Below are 13,455 nucleotides of genomic sequence, written 5' to 3' on the forward strand. Positions count from 1 at the left end.
TATCTCGTTTTTTGCTTAAACGCATTATACAACAAATGAGGTTAGTAAAGCGACAGTGTGTCGAAAAAAGGAGCAGGCTTATGTTCAAAAATAAATTTTATATTTTTTCTCTAATCGTTGGATTAGTTTTAGCACTTATTTTGGTTGTTGCCCAATTTCCAACCGCACGACCGGTTGCGAAGAATATTCCGATAGCGATGGTTAACGAGGATCAAGGACCGATGGGACAAAAAGTTGCAAAGCAACTTACTGACATTACGAAGTTAGGCACCGGGAGTCAAGCGACGACTATTAAGTGGACGACAAAGCCAACTGAGCAGTCGATTAAGCGGGCGATGGATCAGGAAAAATACTATGGGGCGATTATTATTCCAAAGAATTTTTCACAAAACATGCAGATGGTTTCGAAAAATGGACAACCAGTTAAAGTAGAGGTACTAATTAATCAAGCTAAGAACGCCACGTTGGCTAATAATGTACAGGTGATGTTAACGGGGATGGTTTCGAAAATGAGTGCCGGGATGGGGCAGATGATGTTACAACAACTGCAACAAAATGAAGTGCCGCTTCAAGCAGTTAATACTGAGAGTCTTACTAATCCAGTGGTCACTAAAGTTGATGTACGGCATAGTGTCAAAGAGAAAAATTCAGCAAGTAGTGCCTACTTTCAACCGTTATGGATGGCAAGCTTGTTTGCAACATTCTTAGTATTCACAGCTGGCAAAACCATTAAAGTTGAGCGGCAACGTCAGCTTTGGCAGTTACGTTTAGGTCAAATTGGTTTTCTAACGGGAACGGCTGCAATTGTTGGCTTAGCAACCACTTGGTTGGTCACTTATATTTTAAGCTATACGTATGATGATTTTTGGAAAATGGCTTGCTTTAGCATGATTGCTGCAGCAGCGTTCATGTTTATCATGTTTGGTTTGGAAATGTGGTTGGGGTTTGCTGCGCTGCCAGTTATTGCGTTGTTGATGCTCTTCTCGGCACCATTGATGCAGCTTGCGCCCGAGATGATTCCGGCAGTCTATCACGACTGGTTATTGCCATGGCTACCAATTCGCTTCCTGCTGGATGGTGCTAAGAGTATTGTGTATTATCAAGGTGACCTATTTAATGTCAATACATTCAAATTGATTAGCGTTGGTGTCGTTGGACTAGTTTTAATCTTATTATCAATCAGCAAAGACTGGTGGCAAGTAAAGCGTCACTTTGAAAAATAAATAAAATAACGAACGATTGAAAAGATATTTCATTTTCAATCGTTCTTTTGTTAGTTGGTGCAATGCTAAAAAAGGACTATACTAATATTAGAAATAATTTAAATCAAAGGATGGTAAGGAAGATGACAGATAGAATTCATGGCTCATGTACAACTGTATTAGTTGGAAAGAATGCTTCAATTGATGGGTCGACCTTGATAGCGCGTAACGACGATGGTCACGAGGCGCTTGATCCACAACGATTTACCGTGGTGAATTCCGAACAACAGCCACAACACTATACATCGGTACTGAGTCAAGTATCTGTTGACTTACCAGAGAATCCCATGCGGTATACCTCAATGCCGAATGCAGTCTTAACGGATGGGGTTTGGCCTGCGGCGGGGATTAACGCCGAAAATATTGCGATGACCGCCACAGAAACGATTACCACTAATCCACGCATCCAAGCGATTGATCCATTTGTGGATGGTGGTATTGGTGAGGAAGATATTGTGACCTTAGTTTTGCCTTACATTCACTCTGCTCGTGAAGGAGTTGAACGATTGGGGCAATTGCTTGAAACATATGGTACTTATGAACCAAATGGCATTGCATTCTCGGATGGAGATGAAGTTTGGTGGTTAGAGACCATTGGTGGACACCACTGGGCGGCTGTCCGAATACCGGATGATGCCTATGTTGTTGCAGCTAATCGGATGAGTATCGATAATTTTGATTTTAGTGCCATTGATACTTTGGCATCTGCTGATTTAAAAGCACTTATTGATGATAATCATTTAAATCCTGATTTTTCTGGATATAATTTGCGTCATATTTTTGGCTCAGCATCAGTTAAGGATACGGTCTATAACAATCCACGTGTTTGGTATGGTCAACAGTATTTGACACCAGATGCAAGTGGTCAGCCACAGGACCAAGATTTACCATTTATTATGCATGCCGATCGTAAGATTAGTGTTGAAGATGTTAAGTTCATTTTGAGTGCCCACTATGAAAATACGAAGTATGATCCATATGGAAACGGAAGTGAGAGTGATCGCAAGCTATTCCGTTCGATTGGGTTGAACCGTAATCATAACGTCCACATTTTGCAAATTCGTAATGGGGTACCTGATGCGATTGCAGGTGTGCACTGGTTAGCTTTTGGTGCGAATACCTTTAATACGGTAGTACCATTCTATGCGAATGTCTCTGACACACCGGCGGCTTTCCGCGATGCAACGGCAACCTTTGATTTGACTAACATGTACTGGTTGAGCTGTACTACGGCTTTGTTGGGTGATACGAATTATGACCTTTACGTTGATTTGCGTAACACGCATGAGCTAGAGGAAATGTCAGCTTACCGACGGATTCAACGACAAGCTGATGCTCAGGTTCAATCCGACCAAGCAACGGCAACGGGAGACATTTTAACGCAGGCGAACCAAGCTCTTGCAGATGAAGCTTTGCAGCGGCAAACCAAGTTACTAGGTGAAATGGTGACGCTTGGATCGGCCAATATGACATTACGTTACAATTTAAACGATTAATGAAAAAGCTAGGACTGGATAAAACAGTCTTAGCTTTTTTTTGAAGTGACTTTTAAATATTTTAAAAAACGAAGCAAATAAGCATGTTTTTTGAAAAAATAAAAAAATATGCTTGTAATTTGTGAAATAAATCCTATACTTAAAGGTGTTAAGAAATTATTGGTTAGGAAAGGGTATCAAATCATGAATAATGTTAAATCAGTTATGTCTAAGCTTGATGCTATCAAAATTGATGGTATTGGTTTAGTTGCATATGCGATTATGGCAATCTTGTTAGTCATTATTGTTAACATGGGCGTCTTACCTGACAATATGTTAGGTGCTATCTTTGTCCTCGTTTTGATGGGGGATATTTTCTATTACTTGGGTGCTAACCTACCGGTCTTTAAGACGTATCTCGGTGGTGGTGCTGTCTTTACGATGTTTGCAGCTGCAATCTTAGCGACAACGGGTATTGTGCCAGCGAGTGTTGTTAAAACGGCTGGAAGTTTTACGAGTGATATGGGGTTCATTGACTTCTTCATTGTTTCACTAATCACAAGTTCAATTTTGGCGATGGATCGAAAGATGTTGCTTAAGGCAGCTGTTCGTTTCATCCCGGTTGCCTTCTTATCAATGGCTGTTTGTTGGTTTGTTGTTGGAACTGTTGGTATGTTGATGGGTAACGGGTTCGTTCACTCAGTTATGTACGTTGCTTTCCCAATTATGGCCGGTGGTGTTGGTGCTGGTATCGTGCCATTGTCAAGTATTTACGCTCACGGCCTTGGTGGCTCAGCTGGAACTTATCTATCACAATTGTTCCCAGCCACAGTGCTTGGTAACGTTGTTGCCATCATCGCTGCTGGTGTTATCTCAAAGACCATGGTTAACAGCAAGTGGAATGGTCACGGTAAGATGATGCGTGATGAAAATGATGCGCAAGCAGGAGAAAAGAAGAAGTTAGACTTCAGCAACATGAAGCAACTTGGTGTTGGTTTAATCATGGCGATGTCATTCTACATGATTGGAACAGGCTTGAATGCTGTATTTCCAAAAATCAACACATACGCTTTCATTATCTTAACGGTTATTGTCGTTAAAGCACTTGGTATTCTACCAGAATACTATGAAAATTCAGCAGTATTGTTTGGACAAACAGTCACCACAAACATGACCCACGCACTTTTGGCTGGTGTTGGTTTGTCACTCTTGAACTTGAGCGTGCTTGCGCACTCATTGAATCTAACATTTGTTGTGCTTGTTTTGATTAGTGTGGCCACGATTGGTTTGGCTGCCGGAATTATCGGTTACTGGTTTGGCTTGTATCCAATTGAATCAGCGATTACGGCCGGATTCTGTAACAACAGTATGGGTGGTGCCGGAAACGTTGCCGTCCTTGCTGCGTCAGATCGGATGAACTTGATTGGATTTGCGCAAATGGGAAATCGTCTTGGTGGTGCCATCATGTTGGTTATCGCTGGTTTCTACATTTCATTCTTCCATTAGTTATATGCCAAAAAACATAAAACCTATGCGTTCTTCAAAGGACGCATGGGTTTTTTATTTTGGTTTGATAATTAATCTTTTTTGCGTTTAATTGACTTGCTGAAAGGCGGGGATGTCAACGATATAACCGCTAACCATAATGATTGGACAAAAAAACTAATCACAACAGCGTGTGATTAGTTTGACAGTGTCCTTTTAGTTGTTGAAATCGAAACTTGATTCGGCGTGTTCGACGATATCGCGTGAATCAGCTGCGTTTGGATCGACGCGAAGCGGCATAAAATATCCAATCAATTTAATAATAATGAAAGTGCCGATAGCAGCCCAGATAATCGCAATGGCGATTCCAGCCAGTTGGGTGCCCATAATGCCGATGTTTCCGTGGATTAATCCTTCAGTACCAGATAACCCTTTATCAGCAAAAACTCCGGTGAAGAGTCCTCCAAGAATGCCACCAAGACCATGTGCGCCAAATGCATCAAGAGCATCATCGTAACCAAAGTGGTGTTTGAGACCATTAATGGCGAAGAATAAGATTGGGGTGCCAATTAAGATTGTGATGAAGGTTGCGTTACTTTTAATGAGGCCTGCACCCGGCGTAATCAATACTAATCCCGTTAAGGCGCCAGTAAAACTACCTGAAAGTGAAATTGTTTTATTTTTGAGATAGTCAAGCAAGTTCCATAGGGTAAAGCCAAGGGCGCCAGCTAAGATGGTATTTAAGAGTGCTTGGATGGCCGCTTCGTTAATCGCTAGTGCTGAACCGGCATTAAAACCAAACCAGCCGAGCCATAGGAGTGCAGCACCAGCAACGACAGCGGGAACGTTTTTCACGGTTGGTGGTAACATGTCTTTACGATGTCCAATCACAATTGCTAAGACGAGAGCTGAGACGCCAGATGAGATGTGGACGACATCACCACCAGCAAAGTCGAGGACGCCAAGTTTTTGGATTAAACCACCACCCCAAACCATGTGGGCCAGTGGAACATAAACAACTAGCATCCAAATGATGGTGAAAATACCAAATGCTTTGAAATTGATACGATCAACGACGGCGCCAGCAATAATACCAATTGTAATAAGTGGGAACATCCCTTGGAAAATGGCAAAGACTGCATCGGGAATCGTTAAGTCATGGGTACTTTGGGTAAGAGATACGTTAGCAAAGGCAAAGTCTTTCAAATTACCGATGAATGCCCCATTACCATTGAAAGCTAGGCTGTAACCAAAGAGATACCAAATGACAGTTCCAAAACCTAGTGGCAAAATAACCATCATCATCGTGTTTAGCATGCTTTTTGACCGCGTAAGTCCCCCGTAAAAGAGTGACAAACCAGCGGTCATAATCCATACTAGAAGGGCGGAGAAAAGCACAAAGACTGTGTCAACGGGGTTCATATAACGATTCCTTCTTTCTTTTTTTAACTATACCAATTAGTATAGGCGTAAAAATTAAGAAGTGAAAAAATATGTTAGAAAAACTCACACGGACATTTTTTAGATTGAAAACAATATATAAGATATGAAAAGAGGTGCATTATGAATTACTATATCGTTCCTGGTTATGGTGCGAATGCGGATTCGGATTGGTTCGAATGGCTGGACCAATATATTGTAAAGCACCAGGGTGGTCGTGTTAAGCGGTTGTCCTTGCCGGAGAAAGATGACTTGAATATGGATGCCTGGACAACATATTTAAGTGAAATCATTGATCCGAATCAGGAGAATTGTTTGATTGGGCATAGTTTAGGGGTTTTGAGGATTTTAACCTATTTAGCTGAGACTAATGGGGCACCCGTATCTGTACTGTTGGTAAGTGGTTTTAATCAGGAGTTGTCTGCGTTTCCAGAGCTGAACCAAATTGTGCCACAGGAGTTGAACGAAATGGGGATTCGAGCACGCATTGCGCAAGGAGTTATGGTGACTGCGCAAGATGATCCAATTGTGTCATGGCAAATATCGTTTGATTTGGCAACGGCATTACAAATTGATTGTTTAGTCCGTCCAACGGGTGGTCATTTTTTGGGACGACGAGCTCCGATTTTGGGTGAAGTCTTAGCGGGGATGCAACAATGGCGTACTTGATAATGGGGTTGCTGTTTATTTTGATTGGCTTGTATCTAAGTTTCCGGACGCGACGAATTCGTCTTTTGAATGGTGTATGGGTTACGGTGCTCATGTTGGTGGTGGTTGGCCTAGTGACTGAATTAAGTTCTGGAAACGTGTGGATGCATCGACTTTGGGTGCTTGGATTGAGTCTATTCATTATCCTAGTCGGTTTAGCGGGCATATGGATTGGTTGGCAACTTGTTCAAACGGCATGGCTGACACGACGAAATCATCGTTATCGCTTAGTGAATGCGACGATTCTGATTGTGCTGGTCATATGTTGTCTATTAACGGGGCTAATCATTCAGATGTGGTTAACCCCAGAGCCGAGGTTACAACTAATCGTTATCTTGCTTGGCTTTATAAGTGGGTACTTTATATTTTGGTGGTTTGCTTACGGCGTCGGTTTTCTGATTTATAGGCACCAAAATCGAACATCAGTTAAATCAGCGTATGTTCTAGTGTTGGGTGCGGGTTTGAATTATGGTAATCAAGTATCGTTAAGTTTACAGGCCCGTTTAGATCAAGCACTACTTGTTGCAAAACAACTGGACCAACCTTGGTTGATTTTGTCAGGGGGTAAGGGCGGTGATGAAACGATTTCAGAAGCTGAGGCGATGGCGACCTATTGTGAAGAAAAAGGGTATCCACGTTCGGCTTTGGTGTTGGAAACAGCTTCAACGAGTACCGCTGAAAATATGATGTTTACGAAGGCTTGGTTAATCCAACATGGCTTAAACCCAACTGCGGGCGTATTTGTTACAAGCGATTACCATACCTACCGCGCGGCACTCTTGGCGCAAAAAATTGGTGTTACGACGCATAGTGTTGGTGCTAAAACAGCGCCAAAGGCCTTTTGGCATGCGTATTTTCGTGAGTATTGTGCCATAATGTTTCAATACCGTTGGAGACATGCAATGGCGTTGGTTGTAGGGCTAGGCTTCGTGTTCTATATTTTTGTTAATTAAATCACAATTAGCTGTGTACACGGCTGTTCAGACGGGTATAATATGAAACGAAGTAAAATTCGCTGGGTGATATATAGAGAAAGTAGGTGCAGAAGATGGAAACGCAACAAACGTTGATTTTAGTTAAACCTGATGGCGTAAGCCAAGGACACATTGGTGAGATTATTTCACGAATCGAACACAAGGGCTATCGTATTGATGCTTTAAAGGTGACACAAGCTACGGATGAATTGTTAGCTGAGCACTATGCCGATAAGGTGAATAAGCCATACTATCCTGACATGAAATCTTACATGCAAGAAGGTCCGATTGTCGCAATTGTCGCCAGTGGCGTTGAGATTATTTCGGTTTTCCGACGTATGGCAGGGGCTACTAACCCTTCTGAAGCTGCTTTTGGCACAATTCGTGGTGATTTTGGGCGAGAATATGCGGATGACAAGTTACGTAATGTTGTGCACAGTTCTGATAGTCCTGAAGCGGCCCAACGCGAAATGAAGATTTGGTTTGGCAACGACATTTAAATCTATGAAGACACAAAAAAAAGCAGTACGCTTAGCGTACTGCTTTTTTATTTCAATTAGTTAATTGAAATCTTGTGATCTTCTTCTTGCACCTTTGGAAGAGTGATGTTCAAAACACCATCTTCAGTCGTTGCTGAAATTTGTGATTCGTCAACACCTGGTAGGTTCAAGCTACGGTGTGCTGTTCCTTCTTGACGTTCACTCAACAAAACGTGGTTATCTTCATCAGAATGATCTTCAAAATGATCGTACTTTGCGTCGATATTCAAAACTCCATCACGGTAGTTCAAGTTAATATCGTCTTTATTAACACCAGGTACATTTACATGAACAGTGTACTTGTCATCAGATTCAGTCACATCAGCGTTCAATACAGATGGTGTTGATGCCTCGTTAAACAATCCACGTGAAACCTGATCGATAAAGTGATTCAAATCGTTATATGTGCGTACTTCGTTAGCCATGGTAAAATACCTCTCTTTATAATTTATTTTTATTTTTGGTTGTTGTAAGTCGGGCTTTGTTTTGCCAACCCCTTGCTTACATTTACTATAGTAGCACCTTTAAAAATAAATACAAGGGTTTTTGCGAAAAAATTAGCACTTTCTTCGTTAGAGTGCTAATTTAAGATTTACTTGCTTTTTGAAAGGGGCATTCTATCAACGTTGCCACGGTGTATAATGAATTTATGGAAAATTCAACGATAAAAAAATTTAACGTTAAAAATTTGACACAAGACCAGGAAATGCAGTTAGCTGGAATTGAAAAATTTATTCAAAGACAGTTAGTAGCTACTGATGATCAGCCAGCTGTCGCGGTTATTAATGGGAAGGCCGGAACGGGAAAGAGCGTTGTGCTAACGGAACTCTTTAAACGTCTCCAAAATAGTGCTCGTCAAAATGTTGGACCATATCAAGGGACTCACAATATTTTTACTGTCAATCATCCTGAATTATTGAAGGTCTATCAAGAATTAGCTAGTACGGAACCTAATTTACGCAAGAAAGATTATCAACGACCAACGAGCATCATTAATGCGGCTCATAAAAATGGGACAAAGTATGATGTTGTTTTGGTCGATGAAGGTCATTTGCTACTATCTAAAAGTGAACCCTACATTAAATTCTACCAAGACAATCAATTGACTGAATTAATGAAGATTGCGAAAGTTGTCGTAGTTGTCTTCGATTTTGAACAAGTGATGCAATCAAAAGCTTACTGGAGTCATGCGCTTTTAGATGAAGTGACAGCGCATGCGAAACGTCAAGATTTCGATTTGGATTTACAATATCGTGTTCAGGCTAATTCTGCCATCTTAAACTGGCTTGATGCTTTTGGTGAAGGTGAGCTTTTGCCATTACCAAATGATTTGGGTGACTATGATTTACGTATTTTTGATCGTGCAGCAGATATGTTTGACGTGATCAAACACGCGACCATGAAGTTGGCCTTTCACGCATGGTTGCAACGAGTGGCTTTAAGCGCTTACCAAATGGTCAACATCATGTTTATATGGATGATTTTGATTTACCATGGGATGAGTACGACCCACAAAAAACGCCTTGGGCGGAGCGACCCGAATCGATTAATCAGGTAGGATCCATTTATACCATTCAAGGATTTGATTTGAATTATGCTGGTGTGATATTGGGCCCGCCGTTGGAGTACGATGCGTCAACCAATCATATGGTAGTTAACACTGCGGACGTGACCCACCGTGAAATTTATAAAAAAACACCCAGATTGACGGATCCGGCAGCGATTGCCAAAATGCAAGCCGATGTCATGTACCATGCTGCCAGTATTTTAGTGACCCGGGGCGTTAAAGGGTTTATACCTCACGGCTGCAGATGATGGCTTGCGTCAGGCTTTACTAACCTTACAAACAGAGTGGGAGCAACGAAATGCAAAAATGGATGACTGAATTTAGTGAAAATGAACATGCAGTTTATTTTGCATCGGCAGATAAAGCGACACGGTTGGTTGGCTTTGGGTGCCAGACTGAGATAAGTGGGTGGACTGATCAACGTGACCTGAATGCGTGGGTGCAACAACAACGTACTGCAGTTTTTGGTGGCTTTAATTTTGATGCTGATCAAGAGTTGCCCGGTATAATGGGGGGCTATTTTTTTACTCCAAATCAAGTGATTGATTTAAATGAAGCTAGCGACTGGGGAACGACGGTAGTTAGTACGCCTAAGCACGCCTTACAGCTGCTGACGGAAACCAATGAAGTTGATTGGACAACGCGTATGCAACCAGTTTTAGAAACGATGCAAACTGATTGCACTAAACAAAAGGTTGTTTTGGGCATGCAAACGACGTTGGATTTTGATGCGTCAATTGATATTGCGCAATTATTGGAAAGCCTTGTGGCACAGCAGCCTAATAGCTACCATTTTGTGATGAAAAGTGGTGAGATAATCTTTGTGTCTGCGACACCTGAACGGATTGTAAAGTTAGCGGGAAACCAGTTTGAAACTGCAGCAGTTGCGGGATCAATTCGGCGGGGTGATGATGAACAAGCTGATACGGTGTTAGCAGATGCTTTATGGCATGATCAGAAAAATCGCGAAGAACATCAAATTGTGGTTAATATGTTGGTCAAGCAGCTTGCTGATATCAGCAAGCTAACATATGCCGAAACGCCTCAGATGTTAAAAACGCCCCAAATCCAACACTTATATACGCCAATCCAAGGTCAATTAAATGCGGAAACGCCATTGTTCGCCTTGGTTGAACGCCTTCATCCGACGCCGGCGCTCGGTGGTTGGCCCAGAGAATGGGCGAAAAAAGTCATTGAGGATTATGAGCGGGCCCCACGTGGGCTGTTTGCAGCGCCATTGGGCTATTATTCACCTAACGGTATGGGAGAATTTATTGTTGGTATTCGTTCGATGTTGGTTGAGGCTAATCAAGCGCGATTATTTGCAGGAGCGGGGGTATTAGCGGAATCAGACTTAGCGCAAGAAGCACAAGAAATACAGTTGAAGATGACGCCGATGCGAGAATTACTAGAGGACCAAATTGATGCAAAATGACTTAACACTAAATCTAAAACATTTTATTCAAAGTTTGTATGCCCAAGGGGTACGGCATGTCGTGATTTCACCAGGCTCAAGAACGACACCAGTGGCATTGTTGTGGGCTGAGTTTGCGGCAACGGTCCAAACAGATATGCAGATACACATGGCGGTTGATGAGCGTGATGCCGGATTTTTGGGATTGGGCATTGCTAAAACCCAACAGGTACCGGTCGCGTTACTGGCGACTTCGGGAACAGCGACGGTTAATTATGCACCAGCAATTGCAGAAGCAGCAGTTTCACATGTTCCTTTAATTGCAGTGACAACCGATCGACCGGAAGAACTGCAAGGAATTGGTGCGCCACAAACGCTTGATCAACAAGCGTTGTTTGGTACGCATGTAAAAAAGGCGATGACGGTGACGATGCAGTCGACCACACCTGATACAACTGAATATATCGATTATGCAGTTCAAGATGCCGTGCATTTGGCGGGTCAACAGCCAGCTGGACCGATTCAAATTAATTTACCACTGCGTAAGCCGTTGATGCCAGAGTTAGGTGCGGTTTGGCCAAATGTGGAAACGGTGCAATATGCTGAGGCGGAAGCGGTGCTTGAAGTACCAGAAAGTCTGCGTACGCAATTTGCAGAAGCCGTGATGTTTTTAGACGGACCAGCCGAATCAACGACTTATCAAAAGCAGTTGCAAGCTGTGGCGGAACGACATGCGTTGCCCATTTTGACAGATGTCCTAGGACAAGTTCGGCCAAATGCAAACGCCATTACGGGGATTGATGCGCTGATTGAAAGTGGGTGCGTTAAAGCGTACCCGACACCACGCCTGATTGTACGATTTGGTGGGACGCCTGTATCGGCTAAAGTATTGCAATGGATTAAGGCGGAGAATATTTCGGTTGTTCAAGTTGGTAAGAATTTTGTTGGCCGCGACCATAGTCGCGTTGCCCGCTATCAACTAGATGTGACCGAAACAGCTTTTTTGATGGCGTTTGATCAAGCGGTAGCGCCGCAAATGCCCGGCTTTTTGGAACAGTGGCAAACGAGTCGAGAGGTTGTTGCACAGACTGTTGCCCGCCAGTCTTTGAGTGATGTGGGTGTTGTGAAAGCGATGGCATGCTTGCCAGCTGAGACGCAATTGTTCATTGCCAATTCGATGGCCATTCGTGATTATGATAATTACTGGCAGCCACAACATGCCGTTACGGCTTGGGCTAATCGCGGAGCTAACGGTATTGATGGAACAGTTGCAACAGCAACGGGGATGGCGTTAGGGCATGCAAATAATTGGCTAGCCATTGGTGACCTAGCTTTGTTCCATGATATGAATGGCTTAATGTTGGCAAAGCAAGCGCAGGTTAATTTAAATGTGCTGGTTATTAATAATGATGGCGGTGGTATTTTCTCATTCTTGCCCCAAGCGCAGGCGCAAGATTATTTTGAAACCTTGTTTGGGACACCGCAAGCCTTATCCGTTGAGAAAATTGCAGCGCTTTATGATGCACCATATACACAAATCACTGACTTAGCACAATTAGACGCGCTCGTTCAAACACCAGCAAAGGGGTTACGCTTCATTGAAGTTATCACGGATCGTTCTGAAAACGTAGCGCAACACCAAATGATATTGGCAGCATTAGCTGGAGGAACGATAGATGCCAACGATTGAAATTGAAGGTTATCCATATACTTACACTATCGAAGGATCCGGAACGCCAGTATGGGTCTTCTTGCACGGATTCTTAGGGAGTCAGGCGGATTTTGCGTCAATTAAGCCGCAAGGTACGCGTGTTTATCTGGATTTGCTTGGGTTGGGCGTTGATAAACCAACAGTTGCTGATACGCATCGGTTTGCGGCGGAAACGCAGGTTGCTGAATTACATCACTTGCTCACTGCGCTTAAGTTAAAAGACATCAGACTAGTGGGTTATTCAATGGGCGCACGTTTGGCCCTGGCGTATGCGCTGGCATATCCTGACGCGCTAGCGCAGGTGATTTTGGAAAGTGGGACACCCGGCTTAGCGGATGCTCAGGACCGACATAATCGCCGAACGGCAGATGAGAACAAGGCTGAGCGCATTGAACGTTCGGGAATGCTGGATTTCGTAACCGAATGGGAGCAACTGCCGATGTTTGCTAGTCAACAGGCTTTACCAGCAGCACAACAAGCCTTTATGCATCGACAACGGGTCGAACAGAATCCGAATAACGTAGCGGCATCGTTGCGAGGATTTGGGACGGGAGCGATGCCAAGTTATTGGTCAAGTTTAGAAAATTTAAGCGTACCGGTTGTTTTGATTAATGGGGCATTGGATACGAAGTTCTTGGGCATTACTGAACGCATGCAACAACACTTGCAACGTAGTCGAGCCCTTATCGTACCAGGGGTGGGACACAATGTTCACTTTGAAGCACCTGAGCAGTACACAACGACGCTAAATCAGCTGTAATCCAACTATACAAATAAATTGAATTCATGTATAATCAAATGTGGTCTTTTTATCAGACGCATTTGTCTCCATAGCTCAGTTGGTAGAGCAAGGGACTTTTAATCCTTGGGTCCACGGTTC

The 13,455-nt window shown here is 43.0% G+C and carries 11 protein-coding genes and 1 pseudogene; 10 read left to right on the top strand and 2 right to left on the bottom strand.

Features of this window, described 5'->3' with window-relative positions:
• Window positions 1-80: 80 nt before the first annotated feature.
• The 3 genes from IV50_RS04550 (at window position 81) to IV50_RS04560 (ending at window position 4,243) form a co-directional block, all read left to right on the top strand.
• Entirely contained in the window at window positions 81-1,223 is a 1,143-nt protein-coding gene (locus IV50_RS04550; RefSeq protein ID WP_057745710.1) for a YhgE/Pip domain-containing protein, read from the top strand.
• Window positions 1,224-1,345: 122 nt separating this feature from the next.
• The gene (locus IV50_RS04555; protein WP_057745713.1) at window positions 1,346-2,758 is read left to right on the top strand and encodes a C69 family dipeptidase; all 1,413 of its coding nucleotides are present in this window, start codon (window positions 1,346-1,348) and stop codon (window positions 2,756-2,758) included.
• A 183-nt stretch (window positions 2,759-2,941) separates the two neighbouring features.
• Complete coding sequence (locus IV50_RS04560) at window positions 2,942-4,243, top strand: 2-hydroxycarboxylate transporter family protein (protein ID WP_227067385.1); 1,302 nt, start codon at window positions 2,942-2,944, stop codon at window positions 4,241-4,243.
• A 195-nt stretch (window positions 4,244-4,438) separates the two neighbouring features.
• Here IV50_RS04560 and IV50_RS04565 read toward each other — a convergent pair whose 3' ends face one another.
• The gene (locus tag IV50_RS04565; RefSeq protein ID WP_057745716.1) at window positions 4,439-5,644 is read right to left on the bottom strand and encodes an ammonium transporter; all 1,206 of its coding nucleotides are present in this window, start codon (window positions 5,642-5,644) and stop codon (window positions 4,439-4,441) included.
• A 141-nt stretch (window positions 5,645-5,785) separates the two neighbouring features.
• Here IV50_RS04565 and IV50_RS04570 point away from each other — a divergent pair, with 141 nt between their 5' ends.
• The 3 genes from IV50_RS04570 to ndk all read left to right on the top strand — a co-directional run bounded on the left by IV50_RS04570 (window position 5,786) and on the right by ndk (window position 7,844).
• Complete coding sequence (locus IV50_RS04570) at window positions 5,786-6,331, top strand: RBBP9/YdeN family alpha/beta hydrolase (protein WP_057745718.1); 546 nt, start codon at window positions 5,786-5,788, stop codon at window positions 6,329-6,331.
• Window positions 6,319-7,323, top strand: a complete 1,005-nt coding sequence (locus IV50_RS04575; protein WP_057745721.1) for a YdcF family protein — start codon at window positions 6,319-6,321, stop codon at window positions 7,321-7,323. Before IV50_RS04570 ends, IV50_RS04575 begins: the two co-directional genes overlap by 13 nt.
• Before the next feature lie 95 nt (window positions 7,324-7,418).
• The gene (gene ndk / locus IV50_RS04580; RefSeq protein WP_057745725.1) at window positions 7,419-7,844 is read left to right on the top strand and encodes a nucleoside-diphosphate kinase; all 426 of its coding nucleotides are present in this window, start codon (window positions 7,419-7,421) and stop codon (window positions 7,842-7,844) included.
• A 56-nt stretch (window positions 7,845-7,900) separates the two neighbouring features.
• Here ndk and IV50_RS04585 read toward each other — a convergent pair whose 3' ends face one another.
• A complete protein-coding gene (locus IV50_RS04585) occupies window positions 7,901-8,308 on the bottom strand; it encodes an Hsp20/alpha crystallin family protein (protein WP_057745727.1) in 408 nt (135 codons plus the stop codon).
• A 281-nt stretch (window positions 8,309-8,589) separates the two neighbouring features.
• On the opposite strand from IV50_RS04585, the pseudogene IV50_RS04590 reads away from it, so the two are divergent.
• From IV50_RS04590 to menH, 4 genes and pseudogenes are all read left to right on the top strand, one after another.
• Window positions 8,590-9,698: pseudogene (locus IV50_RS04590) on the top strand (DUF2075 domain-containing protein).
• Window positions 9,699-9,748: 50 nt separating this feature from the next.
• Entirely contained in the window at window positions 9,749-10,885 is a 1,137-nt protein-coding gene (locus IV50_RS04595; protein ID WP_057745732.1) for an isochorismate synthase, read from the top strand.
• The gene (gene menD / locus IV50_RS04600) at window positions 10,875-12,554 is read left to right on the top strand and encodes a 2-succinyl-5-enolpyruvyl-6-hydroxy-3-cyclohexene-1-carboxylic-acid synthase (protein ID WP_057745735.1); all 1,680 of its coding nucleotides are present in this window, start codon (window positions 10,875-10,877) and stop codon (window positions 12,552-12,554) included. Before IV50_RS04595 ends, menD begins: the two co-directional genes overlap by 11 nt.
• Window positions 12,541-13,335, top strand: coding sequence for a 2-succinyl-6-hydroxy-2,4-cyclohexadiene-1-carboxylate synthase (gene menH / locus IV50_RS04605; RefSeq protein WP_057745738.1), 795 nt, complete (start codon window positions 12,541-12,543; stop codon window positions 13,333-13,335). Before menD ends, menH begins: the two co-directional genes overlap by 14 nt.
• Window positions 13,336-13,455 lie beyond the last annotated feature (120 nt).

The organism is Weissella viridescens, assembly GCF_001437355.1.
Classification (GTDB): Bacteria; Bacillota; Bacilli; order Lactobacillales; family Lactobacillaceae; genus Weissella; species Weissella viridescens.

What these genes read in the sequence shown, in the direction of transcription:
- IV50_RS04550 (WP_057745710.1), top strand. Translation starts at nt 81, where the DNA reads ATGTTCAAAAATAAATTTTATATTTTTTCTCTAATCGTTGGATTAGTT.
- IV50_RS04555 (WP_057745713.1), top strand. Translation starts at nt 1,346, where the DNA reads ATGACAGATAGAATTCATGGCTCATGTACAACTGTATTAGTTGGAAAG.
- IV50_RS04560 (WP_227067385.1), top strand. Translation starts at nt 2,942, where the DNA reads ATGAATAATGTTAAATCAGTTATGTCTAAGCTTGATGCTATCAAAATT.
- IV50_RS04565 (WP_057745716.1), bottom strand. Translation starts at nt 5,644, where the DNA reads ATGAACCCCGTTGACACAGTCTTTGTGCTTTTCTCCGCCCTTCTAGTA.
- IV50_RS04570 (WP_057745718.1), top strand. Translation starts at nt 5,786, where the DNA reads ATGAATTACTATATCGTTCCTGGTTATGGTGCGAATGCGGATTCGGAT.
- IV50_RS04575 (WP_057745721.1), top strand. Translation starts at nt 6,319, where the DNA reads ATGGCGTACTTGATAATGGGGTTGCTGTTTATTTTGATTGGCTTGTAT.
- ndk (WP_057745725.1), top strand. Translation starts at nt 7,419, where the DNA reads ATGGAAACGCAACAAACGTTGATTTTAGTTAAACCTGATGGCGTAAGC.
- IV50_RS04585 (WP_057745727.1), bottom strand. Translation starts at nt 8,308, where the DNA reads ATGGCTAACGAAGTACGCACATATAACGATTTGAATCACTTTATCGAT.
- IV50_RS04595 (WP_057745732.1), top strand. Translation starts at nt 9,749, where the DNA reads ATGCAAAAATGGATGACTGAATTTAGTGAAAATGAACATGCAGTTTAT.
- menD (WP_057745735.1), top strand. Translation starts at nt 10,875, where the DNA reads ATGCAAAATGACTTAACACTAAATCTAAAACATTTTATTCAAAGTTTG.
- menH (WP_057745738.1), top strand. Translation starts at nt 12,541, where the DNA reads ATGCCAACGATTGAAATTGAAGGTTATCCATATACTTACACTATCGAA.